The sequence below is a fragment of the Marinobacter shengliensis genome (assembly GCF_030297115.1).
Taxonomy (GTDB): domain Bacteria; phylum Pseudomonadota; class Gammaproteobacteria; order Pseudomonadales; family Oleiphilaceae; genus Marinobacter; species Marinobacter shengliensis.
The window spans coordinates 853,416-879,958 of the sequence record NZ_AP028062.1; the positions used below are offsets into that span (position 1 = coordinate 853,416).

Genomic DNA, 26,543 nt, shown 5'->3' on the forward strand with positions numbered 1-26,543 from the left:
GGTTAGTCGCAAATCTGCCCGGGCTTATAAGGATTCGGGTTCCCCGGCGGCCGGTGCCGCATACGTTTGTACTCCCACTGGTACTGTTCAGGGGCCATTCGCACCACCTTTTCCACGGATTGATTCAAGGCGGTGGCGCCGGCCACTGTATCATCGGCACCAATGCCAGGTTCCGCCGGAGTGACCAGAATCTTGAAGCCTTCGCCGTTGGGCAGGCGCTCGGCGTAGGTCACCAGAACATTGGCCCCGGTTTTCTGTACCAACTTGCCGACCAGGGTCATGGTCATCACGTCCATGCCAAAAAAGGGCGCGTAGGCGTTGGTTTTGCCCCGGGGAGATTGGTCGGGAAGAATGCCGGCTACGCCGCCTTCCTTCAAAATACCCATCAGGCGCATCAGGCCTTTACGGTCGCCGCGCACCAGTTCGGAGCCCAGGCGCCCCCTCACCCGAATCATGTAATCTTCGAATTCCTTGATGTGCGGAGGGCTGTATAGTGCGGCCATTTTATACCGGGAGGAGAAAAACAGGCCGGCCAGCTCCCAGTTGCCAAGGTGGGGCGCTAGCAAGATCAATCCTTTGCCGGTCGCCAGGGCCTCATCAACCAGCTCCAGGCCTTCCGTTTCCTTGATCAACCCGAGGCACTTATCGACGGGCCACTCCCACATCAGCGGGATCTCCAGGGCCGTCATGCCGGTATGGGCCAGCGAGTCTCTGGAAAGGTCCCTGCGCTGCTCTTCGGTGAGTTCCGGCAGGCAGATGTCCAGATTGATGTCGGTGATCTTCTTTGGCCTGCCGCCCAGTTTCCAGGCCAGGAGCCCCAGCCATTTGCCGATGAACTGTGCGGCTCCCAGGGGTAAATAGCTAACCATCCGCAACAGGCCGGCAATCAGGTAATACTTGAATTTGCTCATGATCTGCCGTACCGGTCCTCGAATCGTACAATATCGTCTTCGCCCAGATAGGATCCGGACTGCACTTCAATCAGTTCCAGATCAATAACACCGGGGTTTTCAAGGCAATGGATCTGGCCGACCGGTATGTAAGTGGACTGGTTTTCGGTCACCAGGTACGACTCCTCGCCATTGGTTACCTTTGCGGTGCCGCTGACGACAATCCAGTGTTCTGCCCGGTGGTGGTGCATCTGGACAGACAGCTTGGCGCCGGGCTTCACGGTGATGCGTTTCACCTGGTAGCGGTGGCCATTATCGATGGAATCATAGACACCCCAGGGCCGGTAGACTTCCCGGTGATTCATGTGCTCGTGTCGACCATCATTCTTGATGCGTTCAACCACCTTTTTGACATCCTGGACCTGATCTTTATGGGCGACCAGCAAGGCGTCTTTGGTTTCAATGATCACCAGATCTTTCACGCCAACCGTGGCCACAAGGCGGCTGTCTGCCCGGACCAGAGTGCTCTCTGTGTTATGGGCAATGACATCACCGCTGAATGCGTTTCCGCAGCTGTCTTTCTCGGAAACTTCCCACAAGGCGGACCAGGAGCCAATATCGCTCCAGCCGGCATCGAGCGCTACCACGGCGGCGTTATCGGTCTTTTCCATCACGGCGTAATCGATGGAATCTTCCGGGCACTCGGCGAATACGCTTTCATTCACGCGGGTGAAGTGCAGATCCTCGCTGGCGTCGTCCAGCGCTGCCTGGCAGATGGCGAGAATGTCCGGGCGGTGTTTCTGCAGTTCCTGAAGGTAGGTGCGGGCGCCGAACAGGAACATGCCACTGTTCCAGAGGTAATCACCGGATGCGAGGTATTCTTCCGCGGTAGTCTGGTCGGGCTTCTCTACAAACCGGCTGACACTGAAACTGTCGGCGGCCAATTTCGGGCCTTGCTGGATGTAGCCGTAACCGGTTTCCGCATGGCCGGGTACTATGCCGAAGGTCACCAGCTTATCCTCCTGAGCCAGAGGAATGGCCTTCTGGATGCCGCTCTGGAACGCAGCGATGTCTTTGATCAAGTGGTCTGCGGCCAGAACCAGCATCAGCGGGTTCTGATTTTCATCGATGTTCTTGACCAGTTGCAGGGCTGCCAGAGCGATGGCCGGTGCCGTGTTGCGCCCACAGGGCTCCAGAATAATTCGGGCATCTTTGTAGCCCGCCTGGCGCATTTGCTCGGCCGCCAGAAAACGGTGGTCTTCATTGCAGATCAGGAGTGGATCGGCGGATTCCATCCCATCCAGCCGGGCCACGGTCAGCTGCAGCATGGATAGATGTTGGTCCGTCAGTTTCAGGAACTGCTTGGGGTTCAGTTGCCTGGATAACGGCCAAAGGCGAGAGCCGGTGCCTCCGGCCATAATGACGGGGTGAATCATGTGTTTGCTCCACGCGTAGCTTTCGGTCAGCATTGTCCTTTTCTGATGGCTGAATATTATCACAGGTGCGCTAACTCGGCAGTGTTTGGGGCCGAGCAGGGTCCAGTTTGCGGGTGTTTATGATGAAACTGCCGTTATCGGTTTACTACATCACGTTGAATGAAGAGCAGAGGCTGCCGGAATCTCTTGAGAAGGTGAAGGACTGGGCTGATGAAATCATCGTTGTTGATTCGGGTAGTACAGACCGAACCTGTGAACTAGCAGAGGCCGCGGGCGCCCGGGTGGTTTATCGGGAATGGGAAGGCTTTGCGAGCCAGAAGGCCTATGCCGCCAGCCTGTGTGCGAACGACTGGGTACTTGATCTGGATGCTGATGAAGTGCTTTCCGATACCCTGGTACGAAACATCAAGCAGCTGTTTTCCAAGCCGATCTCTCCGGATATCGCTGGTTATCGTATGCGTTGGGTTTTGTCGTCCCCCAACCCGAGGCACCCTTTTCGGCACGACAAGTCCAAGAAGATCCTGCGGCTCTACAATCGGAAACGGGCTGCGATCCATGCGGAAAAACACAGTAACGATGATCGGCCTAGAGTGCATACAGGTAGCGTGTTGGAGCTCAAAGGCGATGTCTTGCACAGGACATTGATTTCTCTGGAGCAGATGGAGAGAAAGTACATTCAACTGTCCAGTGAGCAGGCCCGGTTCCTCTATGAGAAGGGGAGGCGAATTTCGACCCCGCGTTTGATGGTCGAATTTCCTTTGAAGTTTTTGAAGTATTACCTGATCCACCGTCAGGTATTGAATGGCTGGTTCGGGTTCAGTGTTTCAGTAGTGGCCGCAAACCGTAATTTCATGCGGTTGGCGAAGGCAAGGGAATTGCAGATGCTCGAGAGAATCAGTGGTTCCGGTGGCGAGGAGCAGTAAGACGCTCTCACAGGTGCTATTCGGCTTGATACACTCTGACGGTTGCCTCTGCCATGCCCCTGAGCGTGAGATGTGTCTGCGCATAGTCGAATGCGGATTGCTCAGATTCTTGAAGACCATCCAGGTTGTTCAGTGCGCTGGCGATGACGTCGGCGATAGCCTGCGCGGAAATGTCCCTGGCGAGCGCGTTCTCGGGAAGCAGGTCGACACTGCCGGAAACCGGGGTTGAGACCACCGGCAGTCCGGCCACCAAGGCTTCGATCAAAACGTAAGGAAACCCCTCCCGCCTTGAGCTGAGAACCATCAAGTCTGCATTGGACAATGCCGATGCCAGCGTTGTTTGGTGTCCTGCCATCGTCACCGAGTGTCTCAGGCTTTCATCGCCAATCAGCCGATGCAGGTTTCTGGCTTCAGAGCCGTCACCAAAGATGGTGAGGTGTGCCGTCGGAAAGCGGTCATGGATCATGCTCCATGCCTGGATTAGCATGTCGAACCCCTTTACTGGCTCCAGCCTCCCGGCAGCAATGACGTTCGTTGTTTCGGGGAGTGGATAGTTGCCGGGGGGCGATTCCGGGGTTTCCTTCCGGATTCCATTGTAAATCAGATGAAGGGACCGGTGACTAAGGCCCTCGTAGATCGACCCGCTGACGGCAATGACTTTGTCCAGCACAAGGAAAGGGCGAAGGTTTGATTTGCTTCCGTGAATCGTCCCTACGGTTTGCCAGGTCTGACGAGGCAACCTGCCGAGTATGACGGCGGCTTTATTGCCGTGGGCGTGGGCGATATCGGGAGAAACCCGCTTCAATATCCGGGAAACGCACCAACGAAGCCAGGGGTTGTTTCGGCTCAGCTTCATCGGGCACGGATGAAACTCGGCGAATGGGAAGTGCGAGCGGTAGTCAGGATGGGCGATTATGTGCACCTCATGCCCGAGGCTCGTGAGGGCTTCCGCCAGGTCCGCCACATGTTTTTCCATGCCACCCCAGGCACTACCAGGCGTTGCGAGTATCAGGGCGACCTTCAATCGGGCCTCCCGTTCAGGGCCTGCTGGTATACCCGAAGCGTCGCCTCCGTCTGCGCCCGCAACAAAAACCGCTCCGGCAACTCAATCTCTGGCCGGGGCTTATCCAGCAATCCCAGCACCGCACTGGCGAATGCCCCGGTATCATCCGGCGTCACCAGTCCGTCCCGAAAGCATGCCTGCAGCGTTTCCGCCGCACCGCCCCGGTTGTAGGCCACCACTGGCGTGCCGGACGCCAGGGCTTCGGTCACCGTGCGTCCGAAGGGTTCCGGCTTGGTGGACATGTGGCAAACCACATCAGCGAACAGATACAGGTTGGTCATGTCGTTGCGCTGGCCGAGGAATGTGACTTTATCGGTCAGGCCTAGCCGGCTGCGCTCTTTTTCAAGCTCCTGCAGGAATCGTTCTTTTCCCGGTTCGGCCCCGCCCACGATGATGCCGTGACAGTCCAGCCGCTGGCGGACAATGCGGGCCATGGCTTCAAGGTAGTCCAGTTGGCCTTTCCAGCGGGAAATGCGGCCGGGCATCATAATGATTTTCTTGCCGGCCAGTTGGGGGAAGCGGGACAGGAGGATGTCCAGCCACTGGTCGTTGATGGCGCGGTTGCGGAAGGCGTCGATGTCGACGCCGCGCTGGATCACCGTCAGCTTGTCTTCCGCTACCTCGAAATTCTTGAACACGTAATCCCGCACGCAATTGGAGACGGCAATGATCTGGTGCGCCCTGGTCATGATGGCGCTGTAGGGATTAACGGAATACATGCCGTGAAAGGTCGAGACAACGGCGGGCTGTTGGTCGGCAGGCAGGGTCTTCAGGGCCAGATGGATAATCCAGGCGGGCATGCGGGAGCGGACATGAACAATGTCAGGCCGCAGCTCCTGCAACAGCTTGCGCATGGGCAGAATCTGCCCGAAAGACGCGGGCGTTTTCCGGTGGATGGGCATGTGGATGTGGGTTGAGCCCTGGCCGCGCACTTGCTCTGCCATGGGCCCACCGTTGGAGACCACAAAAGACTCATGGCCACGCTTGACCAGCTCGGCGGCGAATTCCACCGTGCCTCTTTCCACGCCACCGCTATAGAGCGCAGGAAGAGCCTGGAGAATCTTCATTGTCTGGCCTCCTTTCCTGATTGTTGAAAAGCAGCCAAATAGTTGCCCGCCACCCATCGGGCAGCCCGGTCGGCCTCCCAGAGGCGTTCATGTCTTTCTGCCTGTTCGGCCATCACGCTGGCATGGTCTGCCCAGTGGGCAATCAGCCCCCGCTCTGTCAGGCGTTTTACTCCGTTCGCCACTCGGCTGTTGGCACGCGCATTCAAACTCAGCAGGCCGGTGGGCACGCCGGAAGTGGCGGCTTCGCACACCATGGAAATGCTGTCCGGCGTTACCCAGACCGCGCGGGAAGCAGCGAGCTGGTGGCTGAGCCAGTCGTCGTGGGTACGGGTGTGATGCACTACGGAGATTTTCGGGCTCTGCAATTCGGCCAGCCGATCGGTGGTGCTTTCTGGTGTGCGCCGGGAATCGGTGATGGTCCAGCGCCACTGAGGGTAGCGGGCTATCAGGTCACTGACCTGGTTCAGAATGGCATCGTCGTCCCAATCGAAATGTTCCGAACGCCCACCCACCAGGATCAGGGCTTCCGGTTTGCTGGTCAGCCGGGCGAGGGGTGTGATGGTGTTGATCACGCCTTCGGTGTGCAGGATGTTGTTAGCGGGCTTTACCTCATCATGGATCGGGATAATCGCGCCATCTACCCAGCCCAGTGGGAAGGCCGGTTTCATCAGTACCAGGGCTTTGGCCTTGCCCAGGCGCCGAAGTGCCAGTAATAAACGATGAGTACCGGTGCCTGCGGCCACAATCAGGTCCGGTTTGGGCAGTGCTGTATCCATAGCTGGGGCCACACCCAGCAGGGCCCGCCACAGAGGTACCGGGTATTCTTCGGCACTGATCCAGTAGAGCGCCGCGCCGGTCAGCACCCGCAGGCGATTGCCCAGCCCCTTGAGTTGGTTTTTGTGGCCGGGCTTGTTGTCTGTCAGCAGCCAGACAACCGGTGCTTGCGAGTGATTGCTCACGGGTTATTCCTTGCGCTTGCGCCCGTAAAAGCCGGGGTCTTCGCGGTCAGGGCGGGTTTTGAAGCGCCGGTGCATCCACAGGTATTGGTCTGGCGCTTTGCGGATTTCCTGCTCGATGACGGCGTTGATCCGGGTTGCATCGTCCAGGTCGTCACCGCTTGGGAAGTTCTCAAGGGCGGGGTGGAAATAGATGTCATAGCCGGGCTTGTCATCGCGGCGAAAATGGCTGAAGGGCACGACTTTACAGCCGCTGCGTTCGGCAATTCGCGAGGTGGCTGTGATGGTGCCGGCGGGAATGCCGAAGAAGGGGGCGAACACGATGTCCTTGCGGCCGTAGTCCTGATCTGTCGCGTACCACACGGCGCGATTTTTCTTGAGGCTCCTGAACAGGCCGCGCAGGTCGCGGGCACCTAGTACGTTGCCATAGCGCCGGCCCCGGGCCCTGGTCATTACGGCATTCATCAACGGATTGTTGTGATCACGCTGCATGACGTCGGCTTCTATGTATTCGGTGACCAGGCTGCCACCCAGGTCGAGCGTGCTGTAATGGCCGCCCAATAGCAGCACACCCTTGCCGGCTTCCAGCGCTTTCTCGAAATGTTCGATACCGTGAATGCGGGTCATGCCGGTCAGCTTGGCCGGGTCCCGGAACCAGGCAATGCCGAGCTCCATCAATCCGATACCATTGGCGATAAATGCGTTGCGCACCAGGGCGGTCTGTTGCTGTTCGTTCAGTTCCGGGAAGCACAGCCGGATGTTGACCTCGGTAATGTGCCGCCGGCTTTTAGCTAACTTCCAAACCAGCAACCCGATCACCTTGCCAAGCCACCACTGAACACGGAGGGGAAGCTGTGCTACCAGCCACATCAACCCGATACCCAGCCAGGTTGGCCACCAGCGAGGATGACGGTAAGCTGAATAGTCGGTATTCCTTGGAAGTTTGCGGTACTTCTTTTTCAAAATCGTGAATCCTGCATCGACAAACGTTTAACCCGGGGGCAAGATGCAACCCCTCGACATTTTTCGCCCTATGATAACGCACTGTTTTGCCGGGAGTCCTGCGTGTTCCAGTTTATCTATTCCCTGCTGATTCGCCTGGCTCTGCCGTTTATTCTCATCCGGCTTTGGTGGCAAGGCCGCAAGGCGCCGGCGCTCAGGCAAGACTGGCAGCATCGCCTGGGCCACGTGCCTTCCATACCCGGGCCCGTAATCTGGGTGCATGCGGTCTCCGTGGGCGAGACCATCGCCGCCGGCCCCATGGTGCGTCGACTGTTGGCGCGCAATCTCGGTGCCACCATTCTGATGACCGCCATGACCGACACCGGCCTTGCCCAGGCCCGGAAAATGTTTGGTAACAGGGTAACCTATGCCTACGCGCCGTACGACACACCGGGCGCCATCCGTCGATTTCTTCGGCGGGTCAATCCCCGCATTCTGGTCATCATGGAAACCGAGATCTGGCCCAATATGATCAGCCAGTGCCGCCGCAAAAACGTGCCGGCGTTTCTGATCAACGCCCGGCTGTCGGAGCGCTCTGCCAGGGGCTACGAGCGGGTCAGGGGGCTGGCGGCGCCGATCATGAAAAGCATCACCTGGGTGGCGGCCCAGGCAGAACCAGATGCAGAACGCTTTCGTCGAATTGGGGTTGCCGCAAGCCACGTTGAGGTGACGGGCAGTGTGAAGTTCGATGTAGACATCCCGGAGGATGTCCGGCTTGCCTCTGAACGTTTTCGTACCACGCTTGGCCCCCGTCCGGTCTGGATCGCCGGCAGCACACACAGTGGCGAGGATGAACAGCTGCTTCAGGCTCACCGATTGGTGCTTGCGGGACACTCTGATGCCCTGTTGATTATTGTTCCGCGCCACCCGGAACGCTTTGACGCCGTGGCGGTCATGGCACAGGAGCTGGGCTTTCAGGTTGCACGGCGATCTCAGGCGCAGAGTGCCGGGGGCGCGCAGGTTTATCTGGCCGATACCATGGGCGAGCTGATGATGCTCTACGGCGCCAGCGACCTTGCCTTTGTGGGAGGTTCACTGATCGAACGGGGCGGTCACAATCCGCTGGAGCCGGCAGCCTGGGGTATCCCGGTGTTTTCCGGGCCTCATGTGTTCAATTTCGAGACCATCTACGAACGGTTGCTGGCAGACCAGGGTGTGCAGTTGGTTCAGGGGGCAGACGATCTGGCTCGGGCGATCAATCTATTGTTTGCCAACCCGGCGGAACGCAAAGCCTATGGGGAGCGAGCACTGGCGGTGGTTAACAAAAACCGGGGCGCATTAGACAGGGTGGTTGAGGGGATAATAGAAAGGCTGTGATTCCGGGGCAGTCGCCACCGGAATCACACAGACGACAGTGCCATTACTGCGTGGGGTCGTCCAGGGTCAGATCTTCTTCTGCCAGAGCTTCGATGCCCCTGGCGCTGGCGCTGAGCCAGTTGTTCAGTTCAATCAGGTCTTGCGGGCTCAGAGTGCCTGCCGCCTGTTTCAGCTGTAACGTGTTAATCACGTAATCGTAACGGGCATTGGCATAATCCCGAAGGGCCACGTAATACGCCCGCTCGGCATCCAGCACTTCCACAATGTTCCGGGTTCCCACATCGTAACCGGCACGGGTCGCGTCCAGCGCACTGCGGCGGGAGATGATGGTCTGTTCCAGGGCTGAGGCGGTTTCAACGTTATTATTTACGGTCAGGTACAGGCTGCGGGTGTTAACCCGAACATCCCGGCGCGTTGTGTTCAGGTCTTCCTGCGCGGCGGTAACCAGTGAGCGCTGCTGGCGCACGCCGGCTTGTGTGCCGCCACCCATGTAGAGGGGAACGTTCAGCTCAAGGCCAATAACGCCTTGTGTGCCTTCCTGCTGGGTATTCTTGGCGCCATCCAGTTCAGACTTGCCATAAGACGCAAACAGGTCAAGCGTAGGCAGGTGGCCGGATTTCGCGACCTTCAGGTTGGCCTCGTTGGCATTCAACTGATAAAGCGCAGACTGAATAACCCAGTTCTGCTCAAGTGCGGTGTTTTCCCAGGCTGAAGGATCCATCGGCTCCGGTCGGCCAAGCGGGAAGTTCTCGCGCAGGTTTTCCAGATCCTCTGCGTATTCGCCAGTCAAACGCGCCAGTTGTTCACGGGCAACGTTGAGCTGGTTTTCAGCGGCGATGCGCTGACTTTTACTGTCATCGTAACTGGCGCGGGCCTCATAGACCTCGGTGATCGCAATCAGGCCGACATCAAAGCGTTCCTGAGCCTGCTCGTACTGCCGCTGGATGGCTGCTTCGGTGGCGCGTGCGGTTGTCACCGTATCCTGGGCACGCAGCACGTTGAAGTAAGCGGTGGCGACGTCCAGAATCAGCTGCTGTTGGGCCAGGTTGTACTGAGCCTGGGCGGCTTCGGTCTGGAACTGACTGGCATCGTAGCGGAACCAGCTGTCGGCACGAAACACCGGTTGGCTCAGCCGAACGCCGTAGTTCAGGGCCTTATAGCTGTCTCCCGGGCCATTCTTGGCGTCGAAATCTGTGTGGTTGGCCTCAGCAAACGCGCCGACTTGTGGCAGAAGTGTGCTCCTGCTGACATCGCTGGCCGCCTGTTGCGCCTGGAACTGTGCCAGCGCCGAGGCAATGCCCGAATCGTAAGATAGCGCTTTCTCGTAGGTTTCCATCAGATCCAGAGAAAAGGCAGGCTGGGCTGCGAGCAGGGTGATCAATCCTGGAAGTAAACGTTTCTTCATTGTTTCTCCTGACATGCTATCTCCGGGCATCCGTGATCGGGATACGGGAATCGGAAGGCCATCGCGCAGAGTGATAGAGCTGCCCTGATAGTGACCCAAAGGTATTGGTTGACCATTATGGACAATAATCAGTCCGGCCTCTACACTTGCATAGCTCAACCATTTTGTGAGCAAAACAAAATACTTATCGCGTCTTGACGGGGTGCCGAATTGCCAGAACATGGCGATCGGCTGAGATTGCAACGCAGAACCCGCGACCTGATCCGGATAATACCGGCGTAGGAATTAAGACCATATGAACCGCGTCAACATGCCTTTGGTGGCATCTTGTCGTAACTCCGTCATACGCGACCCGACACCATCAGCCTCAACGGGAGCAGATCATGACGGACTTGCCAGCTTACCTCAGCGACTCCGCGAAAGTGGACTCCGCAGCAATCAAACCATTACCAAGCTCACGAAAAATATATGTGCAGGGTAGCCGACCCGATCTGCGCGTGCCTATGCGGGAAATTACTGTGGGAGACACCCCCACGGAAATGGGCGGCGAAAAGAACCCGCCGGTCGTTGTGTACGACACTTCCGGGCCTTACACCGACCCTGAGGCCTCCATCGACCTGAGAAAAGGCCTGCCCCCGGTTCGCGCCAACTGGATTGCCGAGAGGGGCGATGTGGAGCAGCTGGATGGCTACACCTCCGAATTCACCCGCCGGCGCATGAAAGACCCCCAGCTCGACCCGTTGCGCTTTATGGATGAGCGTAAACCCCTGCGAGCGAAGCCGGGCAAGAACGTTTCCCAGATGCATTACGCCCGCCAGGGCATCATCACCCCGGAGATGGAATACATCGCCATCCGGGAAAACATGAAGCTGCAGGAAGCTCGTGACAATGGCTTGCTGGCGGATCAACACCCCGGCCAATCTTTCGGTGCCAACCTGCCGCCGGAGATCACTCCCGAGTTTGTTCGCGACGAAGTGGCTCGTGGCCGCGCCATCATTCCCGCCAACATCAACCACCCGGAAACCGAGCCGATGATCATCGGCCGTAACTTTCTGGTGAAGATCAACGGCAACATCGGCAACTCGGCGGTCACCTCGTCCATCGAAGACGAAGTCGAAAAACTGACCTGGGGTATCCGCTGGGGTTCCGACACGGTGATGGACCTGTCCACCGGCAAGAACATCCACGAAACCCGCGAGTGGATCATCCGCAACTCGCCGGTGCCCATCGGCACCGTGCCCATTTACCAGGCCCTGGAAAAAGTGGGCGGCGTGGCCGAAGACCTGACCTGGGAAATCTTCCGGGACACGTTAATTGAGCAGGCAGAACAGGGCGTAGACTACTTCACCATCCACGCCGGCGTGCGGCTCCATCACGTGCCGCTGACCGCGAAACGTACCACCGGCATCGTGTCCCGCGGTGGCTCCATCATGGCCAAGTGGTGCCTGGCGCACCACAAGGAAAGCTTCCTGTACGAGCACTTCGAAGACATCTGCGAAATCATGAAGGCCTACGACGTGTCCTTCAGCCTCGGCGACGGACTGCGCCCCGGTTCTATCGCGGATGCCAACGACGCCGCCCAGTTCGGCGAACTGGAAACCCTGGGCGAGCTCACCAAAATTGCCTGGAAGCACGACGTCCAGTGCATGATCGAAGGCCCCGGCCATGTACCCATGCACCTGATCAAAGAGAACATGGACAAGCAGCTGGAATGCTGCGACGAAGCGCCGTTCTACACCCTCGGCCCACTGACCACGGATATTGCTCCAGGCTACGACCACATCACTTCCGGAATTGGTGCGGCCATGATTGGCTGGTTCGGCTGCGCCATGCTCTGCTACGTTACCCCGAAGGAGCACCTGGGGCTGCCGAACAAGGATGATGTAAAAACCGGCATCATCACCTACAAAATCGCCGCCCACGCGGCCGATCTGGCCAAGGGCCATCCGGGGGCCCAGATCCGCGATAACGCCTTGTCCAAGGCCCGTTTCGAGTTCCGCTGGGAAGACCAGTTCAACCTCGGCCTGGACCCGGACACCGCCCGCGCTTTCCACGATGAGACCCTGCCCAAGGAATCGGCGAAGGTGGCCCACTTCTGCTCCATGTGTGGGCCGAAGTTCTGTTCCATGAAAATCTCGCAGGAAGTAAGGGATTACGCGGCAGAGCAGGGAATCGACGAAGTTTCGGCGATTGATGCCGGGATGCAGGCCAAATCGCGGGAGTTCGTGGAGTCCGGCTCCAAGCTTTACGACAAGGTCTGACTTTGGCGCTCTAGATCGCCTTAGCCTGCTGGTTAGGCGTTGTGAGTCGGGGTGGGGGTGCCGTTCAGGAGACGCCTCAAGACGTCCCTGTGCGGCTTGGGCTCCGCCATCCCTGGCTCCGCACACTCCTGAACGGCACCCCCACCCCAACTCTCTTGGGCTTTGGCAGTAATCGCTCCCAAGAGGGCGTCAGGCAATGTTGGGGCGTGTCGCACAAGCGTCGGCTGCAGGCGTTGGGTATTGCTTTCCAAAACTGTGCGGAGCCAGGGATGGCGGAGCCCAAGCGCCCCATGGATGGGCCGAAGGAGCGTGTTTTGGAAAGCAATACCCAACGACTGCGATGCACCAACCTGAGCAGGCTAGGGCCAGAACCAAACCATTACGCCAGCCGTAAGACACTTGCACCCAAGCAACCCCAAAGGCTATCGTTCCAAGCCGAACACCAAACCGGAAACACGAATGCCGAAACCGTTCCAGTTCAACGCCAGCGACGTCACCGTCGAAAAACGCGAAACCGTTTTCCAGGGCTTCTTCCGCATGGACAAGCTCTGGCTGACTCACCCGCGCTTTGACGGCCGCGACATGCCCACCTTCACCCGCGAACTTTTCGTTCGGGGCGACGCCACCTGCGTGCTCCCCTACGACCCGGAACGGGACGAAGTCGTGCTGCTGGAACAGTTTCGCCTCGGCGCTCTGGGCCGTAACCAGTCGCCCTGGTTGCTGGAGCTCGTGGCCGGCATGAATGAAGACGGCGAAAGCCCGGAAGACGTGGCCCAGCGGGAAGGGCAGGAAGAGGCAGGGTTGAGCTTTAGCCGACTTGATAAAATCTGCGATTACCTGGTGTCTCCGGGTGGCACCACTGAAATGATTCACCTTTATTGCGGACAGGTCAGTACGGCCGAGGCTGGCGGTGTTTTCGGTATGGAGCACGAACACGAAGACATTCTCAGCCACGTGGTCAGCGCTGAAGAGTGCTTCGCCATGATTGCCGATGGCCGTATCAACAACGCTGCCGCCATCATCGCTATCCAATGGCTGCAGCTGAACCGGGACAGGCTGCGCCGGGAGTGGCGGGCATGACCGAGTGGGTAAAACGGCCCAAGCCGTATGTGCCGGATCTGCGTCAGTTGGGTGCGCTGTGTGATGGCAACTACCAGCGCTTGCGCAAACTGCGCCAGTTGGAGGCTGATGGTAAGCCCGTTTGCGAGTTTGAGCTGCACCGGGAAAACCAGTATTTGGGCCGGGTGCGCATCGAAGTGCTGCAAACCGCAAAGTTCACTGAAACCCTGTTACTCGAGCAAGTGCATAACAGTGGCCGGTGGCTGAACAACCCGCAAATGACGGTGCGTGTTTACCATGACGCGCTCATGGCTGAGGTGATCAGTTGCTACCGGCAGCGCCAGATTGCGCCGGTAAACGACTACCCGAACCGGTTCATGCATCACCCGGATGAGAAAGTTCAGGTTAATGGGTTTCTGGCCGATTGGCTGGATTACTGCCTGCGGTTTGGACACCTGCCTATGGAGCACGCCGCCTGGTCTGCGGGCGAAGGCTGCGACTGAATTCGTTGTCTCTGTCATGAACTGCGCCACAGTGCGCTGAAAGTCTGACTTGCTCCCGGCTTTGCCTGTGCCATAGTTGTCAAAAACTGCAAAATCTTTGTGGTGGCGGGCCAGAATGTGACCTACCTTCCATTTAAAACTGATAAAACGGAACGCAGCCGTCGTACACTTGTCTGAAATATCAAACGGTTGCACTCAAGACAACAGGCCCTGAATGACCATTGCGCATACTGCTCACCCCCTGAAGGTATTGCAGCTGACCGACCCGCACCTGATGGCGTCGGCAGATGGCGCGTTGCTTGGGGTCAATACCCGGGACAGCCTGGCGGCGGTGATTGATGAAGTCTTGCGCAACCATGGCCAGCCGGATCTGATCCTCGCGACCGGTGATCTTACTCAGGATGCGTCATCTGAGGCCTATCGGTATTTTGGCGAGCAGTTGAAAGCGTTTAACTGCCCCTCGCTCTGGATTGCCGGCAATCACGACGATTCCGACTTGTTGGCGTCCATCGCAGCGGAGTTTCAGGCGGAGCAAAAACAGCTCGTGCAGGGAGGCTGGCATTTTGTGATGTTGGACTCTTCCGTGCACGGCAAGGTTTTCGGTGAGCTTTCGCAGCCGGAGCTTGCTTTCCTGGACGAGTCACTGTCGCAGCAACCGGAGTTACCCACCATGGTGTGCCTGCACCATCACCCGGTGGATATTGGCTCTGACTGGATGGAAAAAATCGGCCTGAAGAACCGCGATGCTTTCTGGCAGGTGATCGACAGGCACCCGCAAGTGAAAATCGTACTCTGGGGTCATATTCACCAGGATCTCCAACAGCAGCGTAATAGCGTGCAGCTGCTCGCCACGCCCTCCACTTGCATCCAGTTCGCCACTGGCTCCAGCAAATTTGCCGTAGAGCCGCTGGCGCCCGGATACCGTTGGTTTGAGCTTGAGGCTTCCGGGCAGTACTCCACGGAAGTATGCCGGGCGAATGGGTTCGAGTTTGATCTGGACGAGAAGAGTACCGGTTACTAGCCGATTATTATGTCCCTGTATATTCCCAATGGCCGGCGTGTTCGCCGGCCTGTGAATATACAGGGACAGTCCGTGTTCGAGCGTCAGGCCCGCAAAGCCTGGGCCGCTGCAACCATCGTCTCCAGCGCAGGCGTCACTTCCTCCCATTTACGGGTTTTCAAACCGCAGTCCGGGTTGATCCACAATCGTTCTGCCGGGATGCGTTCTGCCGCCAGGGTCATCAGATTGATGATGTGTTGCTTGTCCGGAATGTTGGGGGAGTGAATATCGTACACGCCCGGGCCAATGTCGTTCGGGTATTCAAAGTTCCGGAAAGCATCCAGCAACTCCATGTCCGACCGTGAGGTCTCGATGGTGATCACGTCGGCATCCATGTGGGCGATGGCCTCAATGATGTCGTTGAACTCCGAATAACACATGTGGGTGTGAATCTGGGTGCTGTCATCCACGCCATTGGCGGCGATGCGGAAGCTGTTAATCGCCCAGTCCAGGTACGTTGCCCAGTCTGACTGGCGCAGGGGCAAGCCTTCCCGCAACGCGGCTTCGTCGATCTGGATGATGTTCACGCCAGCCTTTTCCAGGTCCTGTACCTCTTCACGAATGGCCAGGGCCAGTTGCAGGCAGGAGTCTTTCCTTGGCTGATCGTCCCGCACGAAGGACCAGTTCAGAATCGTCACGGGGCCGGTCAGCATGCCTTTTACCGGCTTGTCGGTGAGGGATTGGGCAAAACGAATCCAGTCCACCGTCATCGCTGCTGGCCGGCGGATGTCTCCAAACAGGATGGGTGGTTTTACACAGCGGGAGCCGTAGGATTGCACCCAGCCGAAGCGGGTAAAGGCATAGCCTTCCAGCTGCTCACCGAAGTATTCCACCATGTCGTTGCGCTCTGGCTCACCATGAACCAGCACATCCAGTCCCAGCTTTTCCTGCTCTTCGATGCATCGGGCGATTTCTGCCTGCATCTGCTCGGTATAGGCTTGCCCGGTCAGTTCGCCTTTACGGAATTGCAACCTTGCCTGGCGGATCTCCGGCGTTTGCGGGAAAGAACCGATGGTGGTGGTCGGGAACGCCGGGAGGTTCAGGATCTGACGCTGCCTGGCAATTCGCTGGGGATAGGGGCTTTGGCGGTTGCCCAGTTCCTGCGTCACTGCGGCGATGGCACGGCGAACCTCCGGGTTGATAACACGGTCGGATTTCCGGCGGCTGTCAATGGCCCGCTGGTTTGCGGCCAGCTCTGCGCGAACACTGGCGTGGCCTTCGTTCAGGGACTTCGCCAGCGTGCTCAGCTCATCAAGTTTCTGCACAGCAAAGGCCAGCCAGCTGCGGATTTCAGTATCCAGCTCCTGCTCACGATCCAGGTCTACCGGCACATGCAGCAGCGAGCACGACGGCGCCAGCCACAGGCGGTCGGCCAATTTCTCACTCAGCGGCTCCAGCCACTCCAATATGGCGTTCAGGTCGGATTTCCAGATGTTACGGCCGTTGATGACACCAAGGGAAAGCACCTTGTGGCTGGGCAGCCAATCTGCCACGCGGCTGACTTCAGCAGGGGCGCTCACAGCATCGATGTGCAGCCCGGCCACCGGCAATTCGCAAGCCAGTTGCAGGTTATCCCGGAGCTCTCCGAAATAGGTAGCCAGCAGCAGCTTCGGGCGATTGGCCTTTAACTGGTGATAGGCCAGGTTGAACGCATAGCGCCAGTTGGCGTCCAAATCGGTCACCAGGGCCGGTTCATCAATCTGCACCCATTCGGCACCGGCATCGGCCAGGGCTTCCAGTAGCTGCGAGTAGACTGGCAGCAGGCGCTCCAGCAAATCCAGGCGATGACTGCCATCCGAGGTTTTGCCTAACCACAGGTAAGTAACGGGCCCGATGATCACGGGCTTGGCATTAACGCCCTGTTTCCGTGCTTCAGCCAATTGGGCCAGAAGGCGTTCGGGATTCAGCTCGAACTGGGTGTTGGCATGAAGCTCCGGCACGATGTAGTGGTAGTTGGTATCGAACCATTTGGTCATTTCGCCAGCGGCGGTGGCGCAGCAGGGGCTGTCGTTGGCACCCCGGCCCCGGGCGGCACGGAAGTAGGCGTCCAGTTCCGAGCCTTCTTTGTCTTTGGCCCGTGCTGGCAGGTTGCCGAGGGAGACGGACATATCCAATACCTGGTCGTAAAGTGAGAACTCACCTACCGGTACATAGTCCAGCCCGGCTTGCTGCTGCCAGTGGCGCCGGCGCAGGTCGGCGGCCGTGATGGCTAATTCTTGCTCGGTCTGCCGGCCAGCCCAGTAGGCTTCCAGTGCGAATTTCAGCTCCCTCTGGCCGCCAATGCGGGGGAAGCCCAGGTTGTGAGTGATTGCCATGATTGAATCCTTGAATTCCGTGGTTTGTTGAAGGCCTTCAAGGTTAGGTGGCTGATGACATGAATAAAAATGGTATTATTTCACCTATTCATGAGAATAATTCACGGGTTGGCCATGATTGAACGACATCACCTGGAGATATTGCGAGCGGTGGAGCGCCAGGGCTCGTTGACGGCGGCAGCGGAACAGTTGCACCTGACTCAATCCGCGCTTTCCCATGCGGTACGCAAGTTGGAGCAGCAACTGGGCACGCCGGTCTGGCTGAGGGAAGGGCGCCAATTGCGGTTTACCCAGGCGGGCAGTCAGCTGTTGGGATTGGCGAACCGCCTGTTGCCCCAGTTTGAACATGCGGAAATGCAGGTTCGACAGATTGCCAGGGGCCAACGCGGGAGCCTGCGTGTGGGAATGGAGTGCCATCCTTGCTATCAATGGCTTCTGAAGGTAGTGGGTCCTTACTTGCAGTATTGGCCGGATGTGGATGTGGATGTAAAGCAAGAGTTCCAGTTCGGTGGTATGGGGGCGCTTTTCGGCCATGACATCGATCTTCTGGTAACGCCAGATCCGCTGCACAAGCCGGGAGTATGTTTTGAGTCGGTGTTCGACTACGAGCAGGTGTTGGTGGTGCCTGAAGGTCACTCGCTGGCGGACAAGGCGTGGGTAGAGCCCCACCAATTGGAGAAAGAAACCCTGATTACCTACCCGGTGGCGGTGGAGCGGCTTGATATTTTTACCCGGTTTTTCCTGCCGGCCCACTGCGCGCCCGCCCGGCACAAGACCATCGAAACCACTGATATCATGTTGCAGATGGTGGCTGCGGGCCGGGGAGTGAGTGCGTTGCCGCGCTGGCTGGTGGATGAGTACGCCAGAAACCTGCCAATTACTGCGCTGAAGCTGGGTAAAGAGGGTATGCCCAAACAGATTTTTCTGGGCTTCCGGGAGCGGGATGAGCCGGTGGATTATCTTACGGAGTTTGTGAAGTTGGCGCGTGAGGTTCGCTGGGGCTAGGATCTTCGGTTAAACTGCGCGAAAAATTTCAACAGGACACACAAAATCATGAGCGATATTCCTGCAGATCTGAAATACATCGAAACTCATCAGTGGGTTCGGGTGGATGCCGATGGCACTGCCACCGTGGGGATTACCGATTTTGCCCAGGAGCAGTTGGGTGATGTGGTTTATATCGGTGTGCCGGAGGTTGGTGCGACGGTGAATGGTGGTGAGGAGGCCGGTGTGGCTGAATCGGTTAAGTCGGCTTCGGATGTTTTTAGCCCGGTGACGGGTGAGGTGATTGAGATTAATGAGAAGCTTGAAGACGAGCCGGAGATTGTGAACGAAGATCCTTATGGCGATGGTTGGATGTTCAAGGTGAAGCTGGCTGATAAAGACGAGCTTGATGGCCTGATGGATGCGGCAGCCTATGGTGAGCATGTGGCAGCAGAAGAGTAAGATCCGCTCCTGGTGCAAGCGTGTTTCCGGGGACAGACCTCCCGAAACACGCTCCTTCGGCACATCCATGTGGCGCTTGGGCTCCGCCATCCATGGCTCCGCACAGTTTCGTGAGGCCTGTCCCCGGAAGCACGCCCAAGCAATGGCGCGGTCCTCTATTTAACCGAACTCTCAGGTAACTATTCGATGGATTTTCCCGTTCTCTACCTGCGCAAGGGCGCAGAACGCCGTCTTCGTGCCGGCCATTTGTGGGTGTACAGCAACGAAGTAGACACCCAGCGTAGCCCGCTGCCAGGGTTTGAGCCCGGCGCGCAGGTTCAGGTGCGTGCATCGAACGACAAGCCGATGGGTGTGGCGTTTGTGAACCCTCACGCATTGATTTGCGGCCGGCTGATCAGTCGGGATGCGGACCATGGCATGACGCCTAAGCGGCTGACGGATCGGATGGAGGCGGCGCTCAGTCTTCGGGAGCGTTTGTTTGATAAGCCTTTTTACCGTTGGGTGTTTGGTGACAGTGATGGGCTGTCTGGCTTGGTGGTGGATCGGTTTGATGATGTCGTGGTGGTGCAGATTTCCACCGCGGGCATGGAGCAGATGAAGGATGCCATTGTGCGTGCCGTTCAGCGGTTGGCTCATGCCCGGATTATCGTGCTGAAGAATGATGGCAAGATGCGCAGGGTTGAGGGGCTGGACACCTATGTGGAGTTTGCCCATGGGCCGGAAGCGGATACGGTGCTGGTGGAGGAGAACGGTGCTCGCTTTGAGGTGCCGTTGGCCGGTGGTCAGAAAACCGGCTGGTTCTATGATCATCGTATGAATCGGCAACGCCTGCAGGCCTATGCGCCGGGTAAGAAAGTGCTGGATGTGTTCAGTTACGTGGGCGGTTGGGGTATTCAGGCCGCTTGTGCCAGGGCATCCCAGGTGACCTGTGTGGATGCGTCCTCATCGGCGGTGGATGCGGTGCACCACAACGCCAAACTGAACGGGCTGGACAATGTAGATACCATTGAGGGCGATGCCTTTGATGCCCTGAAAGCCCTGGCGGATGAGAAAGAAAAGTTCGACATTGTGGTGCTGGACCCGCCCGCGCTGATTCCCCGCCGCCGTGACCAGAAAGCTGGGGAGCAGGCCTATGCCCGGCTGAATCAATTGGGGCTCAGGCTGCTGGAGCGTGATGGATTGCTGGTGTCAGCATCTTGCTCCATGCATCTGTCCCAGGAAAAGCTGATCGACATTATTCGTGGCAGTGGCCGCAAGATTGATCGGTTTGTGCAGCTGCTGGAGCAGGGGCACCAAGCGCCGGACCATCCGATTGTGCCGGGGATTCCGGAGACGGACTACATCAAGTCCTGCTTTGTGCGGTCTCTGACAGGGTTTTTCTAGGTTTTAAGGGTCTGTCCCCGAATGGGGACAGACCCCTAGGTCAGACCCGTAACGACATAACCTTCCAGCCATTCTCCACAGCCGTCTTCTCCAGCGTCGGATCCGGATCAACCGCCACCGGGTTCTCCACCCTCCGCAACAGCGGCAGGTCGTTATGTGAGTCGCTGTAGAACCAGGCGCCCTCAAGGCTCTCACCGTGAGCTGCCAGCCAGTCGTTCAGCCGTTCCACTTTGCCTTCCTGAAAACTTGGTGTGCCAGCCACTTCACCGGTGAATTTGCCGTTGACCAGCTCGGGTTCGGTGGCGATCAGGTGCTCAATGCCCATTAGTTCAGCAATTGGCTCGGTAATGAATCGGTTGGTGGCGGTGATAATCATCAGGGTATGGCCCTGTTCGCGGTGGTCGGCCAGTAGCTTCGCCGCCTTATCCTGCATCATGGGCTGTACTTTCTTGGCCATGAAGGCTTCGCGCCAGCGTTCCAGTTCGTCCATGTTGTGCCGGGTCAGTGGTGCCAGGACAAAGCGCTGATAGTGGAATACGTCGAGCTCTCCGTTCAGATACTCTTCGTAAAAGCGGTCATTGGCGCGCTTGTACTCTTCGGCATCCACCATGCCCTCTTCCACCAGAAACTCACCCCAGGCATGGTCGCTGTCACCGTTCAGCAAGGTGTTGTCCAGATCAAATATTGCGAGCGTCAAGCCGTTTCCTCCCATTGTGACAGGCTCTGAAGCAGGAGCCACAGTCTACCATGACCTGCCGCTAACGGCTCCGTTTGCCGAAGCCTTGGGATTCTGTAAGAATGAGAGCAACTTGGACAATTTTCGCCGGTTAAAACTTAACCGGTGCCGACTTTAATGAGGACTGTGCCGTGATCGACTCAGACGGTTTCAGACCCAACGTCGGAATCATTCTGGCCAACCACAGGGGAGAGGTTCTCTGGGCAAGGCGAATAGGGCAGGACTCCTGGCAGTTTCCACAAGGTGGTATCAAGCACGACGAATCACCGGAGGATGCGCTTTATCGGGAGCTTGGAGAGGAAATCGGCCTGAGTGCCAGCGATGTGGAAATCATCAGCTGCACCCGGGGCTGGCTGCGTTACCGGCTTCCGAGGAGGATGGTACGCCATAACTCGCACCCCGTTTGTGTGGGGCAAAAACAGAAATGGTTCCTGCTGAGGATGATGTCGCCAGACGCGCATGTGCGCGTGGATGGTACCGATTCACCGGAATTCGACGGGTGGCAGTGGGTAAGCTACTGGTATCCGTTAGGACAAGTAGTTTCATTCAAGAGAGAAGTGTATAGGCGCGCGCTGAGAGAACTGGCTCCCAGGCTGTTCCACAACATGGAACAGTGGCAACGGAGTGAGCAGAACCGGCGTTTGAAGGAACACCAGAAATGACGGACTGACTCCATGCTGAGCATCCTGCGAAGTCTAGTACAAGAGGTAAACAGCGCCCGCGATTTGCAGGAGGCGCTGGATATCATTGTCTCGCGGGTGCAAAAGGCCATGAATACCGAGGTCTGCTCCGTCTATCTTTTAGATCCGGCATCCAACCGTTACATCCTGATGGCTACCGAGGGTCTTTACAAAGACTCTGTTGGAAAGGTCAGTCTTGCTTATTCTGAGGGCCTGGTGGGCCTGGTAGGCTCCCGTGAGGAGCCTATCAATCTTGAAGACGCCCCTGCCCATCCCCGCTATCGTTACTTCCCGGAGACGGGTGAGGAACGCTTCCGTTCATTCCTGGGCGTGCCCATCATTCACCATCGCCGGGTACTGGGCGTGCTGGTGGTTCAGCAACGGGAGAGCTCCCGTTGTTTTGATGAGGGCGAAGAGGCGTTCCTGGTCACGGTCTCTGCCCAGTTGGCGGGTGTCATTGCCCACAGCGAGGCCACCGGGGCCATAAGCGGCTTGTCGTTGACCGGGGAAGAAACCCAGGATGTCAGTTTCAATGGTGTGCCGGGCTCCCCTGGTGTCGCGATTGGTACTGGTGTGGTGGTGTATCCGTCCGCCGATCTGGATGTGGTGCCGGAGAAACCGACCGAGAACATCGAGCAGGAACTGGAGCTGTTCCAGTCTGCCGTGCAGGCCGTTAGGGAAGACATCGAGCGGGTAGCGAACCGCCTGGCCTCGCAACTGCGCCCCGAAGAACAGGCCCTGTTTGACGTTTACCTGCGGATGCTGGATGACGGTGCCCTGCCAGGCGAAGTTGCGATCAAAATTCGCGAAGGCATCTGGGCTCAGGGTGCTTTGAAACAGGTGGTGCAGCAGTACATCCGTCATTTCGAGATGATGGATGATCTTTACCTGCAAGAGCGGGTGGTGGATATCCGGGATCTCGGCCGGCGGCTGCTGTCCCATATGCAGGAAGGCGAGCAAAAGCTTCAGGAATACCCGGAGCACACGGTACTGGTCAGTGAAGAACTGACGCCAGCCATGCTGGGCGAAGTGCCGAAAGGGCAACTGGTTGGCCTTGTGTCCGTCAAAGGGTCCAGTAACTCCCATGTGGCCATACTGGCCCGCGCCATGGGTGTGCCCACGGTGATGGGGCTGGTGGATATTCCGGTCAACCAGCTGGACGGCCGAGAACTGGTGGTGGACGGCTTTGAAGGGCAGATTTTTGCCTCGCCGTCATCGGATCTTCGCGCTTTCTACCAGGCCATCTGTGAGGAAGAAGACGAGCTGATCCGTGGGCTTGAGGTGCTGCGGGACAAGCCCTGCGAAACCACCGATGGCCATCGGGTATCACTGCTGGTAAATACCGGCCTGATGACCGATGTGGTGCGCTCGCTGTCTCACGGGGCCGAAGGCATTGGGCTGTATCGCACCGAAGTCCCGTTCATGATCAAGGACCGCTTTCCGTCTGAGCAGGAGCAGCGGGAGTATTACCGGGAACAACTGGAAGCCTTTGCGCCTAATCCGGTGACCATGCGTACTCTGGACATCGGTGGTGACAAAGCCCTGACCTATTTCCCGATTGAGGAGGAAAACCCCTTTCTTGGTTGGCGGGGCATCCGGGTTACCCTGGATCACCCCGAGATCTTTCTTGTTCAGGTGCGGGCCATGCTGAAGGCCAGCGAAGGCTTGAACAACCTGCAGATCATGCTGCCGATGATCAGCAACATTTCCGAGGTGGAGGAATCCCTGCACCTGATTTACCGGGTTTATCACGAAGTGCGCGAAGAAGGCTACGACATCCACATGCCCAAAGTGGGTGTGATGGTGGAAGTGCCGGCTGCCGTTTACCAGATTCGTGAACTGGCTGAGCGCGTGGACTTTCTATCGGTGGGTTCCAACGACCTGACCCAATACCTGTTGGCGGTAGATCGCAACAACCCGCGTGTTGCCCAGCTTTACCATTCCTATCATCCGGCCGTTTTACAGGCATTGGTGCGCATTGCCCAGGATGCCCACTCCGTGGGTAAGCCGGTGGGCATCTGTGGCGAGCTGGCCGGCGACCCGGGTGGCGCGTTGCTGTTAATGGCGATGGGCTATGATTCCCTGTCGATGAACGCGGCCAGTCTGCCGAAGGTGAAATCCGTTATCCGCAGCATTGATCGGGAGTGGGCTATCCAGTTGCTGGAAGATGTTCTGCTGCTGGATTCCCCCCACGTCATCAAGAGCTGTGTCGACCTGGCCCTGCGTAATGCCGGGTTTGGCCGGTATTTGCGACCGGTGAAATCCTCCAGCGCTGCGATGGCAGAGCAGGCGGTTTCCTGACCGACTGTGACAGTAATAGGGTGCTTACTCTAAAATCCGTTGATAGGTTAGTAACGTAATTCTTACTGCAGTACCTACGAAGGACAGGCTATGACCAAAGCGACCGAGCTCAAACCAGCACCGCGCATTGGCCTCGCCCTTGGGGGCGGTGGGCCACTGGGTGGCATTTATGAGATCGGAGCGCTAAGGGCGCTGGACGAAGCCCTGGAAGGCCTGGATTTCAATAATATCGATGTTTATGTCGGGGTTAACTCCGGCTCCTTTGTGGCGGCTAACCTGGCCAATCAGATGACCACGGCCCAGTTGTGTCGTATCTTCGTGCGCAATGAAGCCGAGGTTCACCCGTTCCACCCGGAAGTATTCTATCGCCCTGCATTCCGGGAGATTGGTAGTCGCTTGCTGGCGGTTCCCGGTTTGTTGTCTTCGGCTGTCAGCCGTTTTATCAATAACCCCTACGACCAGAGCCTTCTGGAAGCCTTGACCATTCTGGCCCAAGCCGCGCCAGCCGGGTTGTTTGATAACGAGGGGCTGCACGAATACCTGCGGCGGGCGTTTACCATGCTTGGCCGCACCAACGATTTCCGTCAGCTAAAGCGTAGCCTGTACGTGGTGGCTGCGGATGTGGAGAGCACGGAAGCGGTATGCTTTGGTGCCCCGGGGTATGACCACGTGCCCATTTCCAAGGCGGTCCAGGCCAGCACGGCTTCGCCGGGGCTGTATGTGCCGGTCGACATCGATGGTCGTTATTATGTGGACGGCACCTTGCGTAAGGGGTTGCATGCCTCGGTCGCCTTCGAAGACGGCGCCGATCTGGTGCTGGCGGTGAACCCTCAGGTGCCTATCGACGCCAGCGCAGCGGTGCGTGCAGGCACCATGAAGCCTGGCGACCTCACGCGCTCAGGCATGCCCAACCTGTTGTCCCAGACGTTCCGCACCATGGTCTACTCACGGATGCAGTCCGGTATTGCCCAGTATGGTCGTGACTACCCGGACAAAGACATCCTGCTGTTCGAGCCCACCCGGGACGACGCCAAGCTGTTCTTCTCCAACGTGTTCAGCTTCCAGAGCCGGAGGATGGTGTGCGAACACGCCTATCAAATGACGCGTAGAGATCTGCTGAATCGGGCCGATGAACTGGAGCCAAAGCTGCTCAAGTACGGTATCAAACTGCGCCGGGATCGCCTGGAAGACGAACAACGCACCATCAGCACCAGCCTGTATGGCGAAATGCTGCCCTTGTATGTGGCCAAGGGCCGCAAGAAGCAGGCGGAGAAGGGCAAGTTAGCCGCAAGTATCGGCAACGTCACTCATTTGTTCTCGAAAGCCCAGTAAAAAAAGCGCCAGGGTACAAAAAAGGCCGGATGCGTTAAACACATCCGGCCATTTCAGTGTCGGGCGAAGCCGGTTACAGAATATACCGGCTCAGGTCCTCGTCTTCAGACAACTCGCCCAGCTTCTCATCGACGTACTCCGCAGTAATCTCGAAGCCATCCGTTACCTTGTCACCGGCATCGAACGACAGGCTTTCAAGCAAGCGTTCCAGCACCGTATGCAGGCGACGGGCACCGATGTTCTCGGTGGTTTCGTTCACCTTGAAAGCCACCTCTGCGATCCGCGCAATGGCATCTTCGCTGAAGTTGAGCTTCACGCCTTCGGTGCCCATCAGGGCTTCGTATTGCTGCACCAGAGAGGCGTCTGGTTCGGTCAGGATGCGTTTGAAGTCGTCCGGTGTCAGCGCCTGGAGTTCTACCCGGATCGGCAAACGCCCCTGCAGTTCCGGGATCAGGTCTGACGGCTTGGACAGGTGGAAGGCGCCGGAGGCGATAAACAGAATGTGATCTGTGCGCACCGCGCCATACTTGGTGCTGACGGTGCTGCCTTCAATCAACGGCAGCAAATCCCGCTGCACGCCCTCGCGGGAGACATCCGATGAGGTGTTCTCCGAGCGCTTGGCGACTTTGTCGATCTCATCAATGAATACAATGCCATTCTGCTCAACCGCATCAATGGCTTTGTGCTTGATCTCTTCCTCGTTCACCAGTTTGGCGGCTTCCTCGTCTTTCACCTGCTTCATGGCGTCCGCCACTTTCATCTTGCGGGTCTTGCGCTTGTCAGATGACAGGTTGGAGAACATGCTCTGAAGCTGGTTGGTCATCTCCTCCATGCCAGGAGGAGCCATGATTTCAACGCCGGCGCCGCCACTGCGAACATCAATCTCGATTTCCTTGTCATCCAGCTCGCCTTCCCGCAGCTTTTTGCGGAACATCTGGCGAGTGGCGGAATCGTTACTGGCGCGCTGGCTGTCTTCGTTGAAATCCCGGGCTGGTGGCAGCAAGGCATCCAGAATACGGTCCTCGGCGGCATCCAGGGCACGGTTCTCGTGGCGTTTCATCTCCTTCTCGCGGAGCAGTTTCACCGCCATATCCGCCAGGTCCCGGATGATGGATTCCACATCCCGGCCCACATAGCCCACCTCGGTAAACTTGGTGGCTTCCACTTTCAGGAAGGGCGCATCCGCCAGCTTGGCCAGGCGCCGGGCGATCTCGGTTTTACCCACGCCGGTGGGGCCAATCATCAAAATGTTCTTGGGAGTGATTTCGTCACGCAGGCTGCTGTCCAGCTGCATGCGGCGCCAGCGGTTACGCAGGGCAATGGCTACGGCACGCTTGGCTTCATCCTGACCCACGATGTGTTTATTGAGCTCGTGGACAATCTCACGGGGAGTCATTGCAGACATGGT

Annotated in this window: 22 protein-coding genes and 1 riboswitch; of the genes, 12 read left to right on the top strand and 10 right to left on the bottom strand. The window is 57.9% G+C overall.

Features of this window, described 5'->3' with window-relative positions:
* Positions 1-2: 2 nt before the first annotated feature.
* Complete coding sequence (locus QUE75_RS03980; protein WP_106693281.1) at positions 3-911, bottom strand: lysophospholipid acyltransferase family protein; 909 nt, start codon at positions 909-911, stop codon at positions 3-5.
* Positions 908-2,326 carry a mannose-1-phosphate guanylyltransferase/mannose-6-phosphate isomerase gene (locus QUE75_RS03985; RefSeq protein WP_138438165.1) on the bottom strand — a complete coding sequence of 473 codons (1,419 nt, stop codon included), beginning with the start codon at positions 2,324-2,326 and terminating at the stop codon, positions 908-910. The genes QUE75_RS03980 and QUE75_RS03985 overlap by 4 nt, the downstream gene beginning before the upstream one ends.
* Positions 2,327-2,448: 122 nt before the next feature.
* Between QUE75_RS03985 and QUE75_RS03990 the strand changes: the two genes are divergently transcribed.
* On the top strand, positions 2,449-3,249 hold the full coding sequence (locus QUE75_RS03990; RefSeq protein WP_286253799.1) for a glycosyltransferase family 2 protein: 801 nt from the start codon (positions 2,449-2,451) through the stop codon (positions 3,247-3,249).
* A gap of 16 nt (positions 3,250-3,265) precedes the next feature.
* On the opposite strand, the gene QUE75_RS03995 is transcribed toward QUE75_RS03990, so the two are convergent.
* Genes QUE75_RS03995 through lpxL form a run of 4 tightly spaced genes read right to left on the bottom strand, consistent with a single transcriptional unit; the run spans position 3,266 to position 7,298 of the window.
* The gene (locus tag QUE75_RS03995) at positions 3,266-4,273 is read right to left on the bottom strand and encodes a glycosyltransferase (protein ID WP_286253801.1); all 1,008 of its coding nucleotides are present in this window, start codon (positions 4,271-4,273) and stop codon (positions 3,266-3,268) included.
* Complete coding sequence (locus tag QUE75_RS04000) at positions 4,270-5,379, bottom strand: glycosyltransferase family 4 protein (protein WP_286253803.1); 1,110 nt, start codon at positions 5,377-5,379, stop codon at positions 4,270-4,272. Before QUE75_RS04000 ends, QUE75_RS03995 begins: the two co-directional genes overlap by 4 nt.
* Complete coding sequence (locus QUE75_RS04005; protein ID WP_286253804.1) at positions 5,376-6,338, bottom strand: mitochondrial fission ELM1 family protein; 963 nt, start codon at positions 6,336-6,338, stop codon at positions 5,376-5,378. The genes QUE75_RS04000 and QUE75_RS04005 overlap by 4 nt, the downstream gene beginning before the upstream one ends.
* A 3-nt stretch (positions 6,339-6,341) precedes the next feature.
* Positions 6,342-7,298, bottom strand: coding sequence for an LpxL/LpxP family Kdo(2)-lipid IV(A) lauroyl/palmitoleoyl acyltransferase (lpxL, locus tag QUE75_RS04010; RefSeq protein ID WP_286253805.1), 957 nt, complete (start codon positions 7,296-7,298; stop codon positions 6,342-6,344).
* 102 nt (positions 7,299-7,400) lie between these two features.
* Between lpxL and waaA the strand changes: the two genes are divergently transcribed.
* Positions 7,401-8,654 carry a lipid IV(A) 3-deoxy-D-manno-octulosonic acid transferase gene (gene waaA / locus QUE75_RS04015; protein WP_286253806.1) on the top strand — a complete coding sequence of 418 codons (1,254 nt, stop codon included), beginning with the start codon at positions 7,401-7,403 and terminating at the stop codon, positions 8,652-8,654.
* 43 nt (positions 8,655-8,697) lie between these two features.
* On the opposite strand, the gene QUE75_RS04020 is transcribed toward waaA, so the two are convergent.
* Positions 8,698-10,059, bottom strand: coding sequence for a TolC family outer membrane protein (locus QUE75_RS04020; RefSeq protein WP_106693273.1), 1,362 nt, complete (start codon positions 10,057-10,059; stop codon positions 8,698-8,700).
* Between the two features lie 188 nt (positions 10,060-10,247).
* A riboswitch (TPP riboswitch) is annotated at positions 10,248-10,361 on the top strand.
* An 81-nt stretch (positions 10,362-10,442) separates the two neighbouring features.
* Here QUE75_RS04020 and thiC point away from each other — a divergent pair.
* The 4 genes from thiC to cpdA all read left to right on the top strand — a co-directional run bounded on the left by thiC (position 10,443) and on the right by cpdA (position 14,903).
* Complete coding sequence (gene thiC, locus QUE75_RS04025; protein ID WP_286253809.1) at positions 10,443-12,320, top strand: phosphomethylpyrimidine synthase ThiC; 1,878 nt, start codon at positions 10,443-10,445, stop codon at positions 12,318-12,320.
* 459 nt (positions 12,321-12,779) lie between these two features.
* Positions 12,780-13,400 (top strand): NUDIX domain-containing protein, encoded by a 621-nt coding sequence (locus QUE75_RS04030; protein ID WP_138438156.1) that lies wholly within the window; start codon positions 12,780-12,782, stop codon positions 13,398-13,400.
* Complete coding sequence (locus QUE75_RS04035; RefSeq protein WP_061332404.1) at positions 13,397-13,882, top strand: DUF1249 domain-containing protein; 486 nt, start codon at positions 13,397-13,399, stop codon at positions 13,880-13,882. Before QUE75_RS04030 ends, QUE75_RS04035 begins: the two co-directional genes overlap by 4 nt.
* Before the next feature lie 214 nt (positions 13,883-14,096).
* Positions 14,097-14,903, top strand: coding sequence for a 3',5'-cyclic-AMP phosphodiesterase (gene cpdA, locus QUE75_RS04040; RefSeq protein WP_061332403.1), 807 nt, complete (start codon positions 14,097-14,099; stop codon positions 14,901-14,903).
* An 83-nt stretch (positions 14,904-14,986) separates the two neighbouring features.
* Here the strand turns inward: cpdA and metE are convergent, their stop codons facing one another.
* Positions 14,987-17,257, bottom strand: a complete 2,271-nt coding sequence (gene metE / locus QUE75_RS04045) for a 5-methyltetrahydropteroyltriglutamate--homocysteine S-methyltransferase (protein WP_286253812.1) — start codon at positions 17,255-17,257, stop codon at positions 14,987-14,989.
* Between the two features lie 114 nt (positions 17,258-17,371).
* Here metE and QUE75_RS04050 point away from each other — a divergent pair, with 114 nt between their 5' ends.
* The 3 genes from QUE75_RS04050 to QUE75_RS04060 all read left to right on the top strand — a co-directional run bounded on the left by QUE75_RS04050 (position 17,372) and on the right by QUE75_RS04060 (position 20,086).
* Entirely contained in the window at positions 17,372-18,262 is an 891-nt protein-coding gene (locus QUE75_RS04050; protein WP_286253813.1) for a LysR family transcriptional regulator, read from the top strand.
* 48 nt (positions 18,263-18,310) lie between these two features.
* A complete protein-coding gene (gcvH, locus tag QUE75_RS04055; RefSeq protein ID WP_286253814.1) occupies positions 18,311-18,703 on the top strand; it encodes a glycine cleavage system protein GcvH in 393 nt (130 codons plus the stop codon).
* A 186-nt stretch (positions 18,704-18,889) separates the two neighbouring features.
* Positions 18,890-20,086, top strand: a complete 1,197-nt coding sequence (locus QUE75_RS04060; protein ID WP_286253815.1) for a class I SAM-dependent rRNA methyltransferase — start codon at positions 18,890-18,892, stop codon at positions 20,084-20,086.
* A 40-nt stretch (positions 20,087-20,126) separates the two neighbouring features.
* Here QUE75_RS04060 and QUE75_RS04065 read toward each other — a convergent pair whose 3' ends face one another.
* Positions 20,127-20,783, bottom strand: coding sequence for a histidinol-phosphatase (locus QUE75_RS04065; RefSeq protein ID WP_061332398.1), 657 nt, complete (start codon positions 20,781-20,783; stop codon positions 20,127-20,129).
* 170 nt (positions 20,784-20,953) lie between these two features.
* On the opposite strand from QUE75_RS04065, the gene QUE75_RS04070 reads away from it, so the two are divergent.
* From QUE75_RS04070 to QUE75_RS04080, 3 genes are all read left to right on the top strand, one after another.
* The gene (locus tag QUE75_RS04070; protein ID WP_061332397.1) at positions 20,954-21,484 is read left to right on the top strand and encodes an RNA pyrophosphohydrolase; all 531 of its coding nucleotides are present in this window, start codon (positions 20,954-20,956) and stop codon (positions 21,482-21,484) included.
* A 12-nt stretch (positions 21,485-21,496) separates the two neighbouring features.
* A complete protein-coding gene (gene ptsP, locus QUE75_RS04075; RefSeq protein ID WP_061332396.1) occupies positions 21,497-23,803 on the top strand; it encodes a phosphoenolpyruvate--protein phosphotransferase in 2,307 nt (768 codons plus the stop codon).
* 90 nt (positions 23,804-23,893) lie between these two features.
* Positions 23,894-25,135 (top strand): patatin-like phospholipase family protein, encoded by a 1,242-nt coding sequence (locus tag QUE75_RS04080; protein WP_286253820.1) that lies wholly within the window; start codon positions 23,894-23,896, stop codon positions 25,133-25,135.
* Positions 25,136-25,208: 73 nt separating this feature from the next.
* Here QUE75_RS04080 and hslU read toward each other — a convergent pair whose 3' ends face one another.
* A complete protein-coding gene (hslU, locus tag QUE75_RS04085; protein WP_072678338.1) occupies positions 25,209-26,540 on the bottom strand; it encodes an HslU--HslV peptidase ATPase subunit in 1,332 nt (443 codons plus the stop codon).
* Positions 26,541-26,543 lie beyond the last annotated feature (3 nt).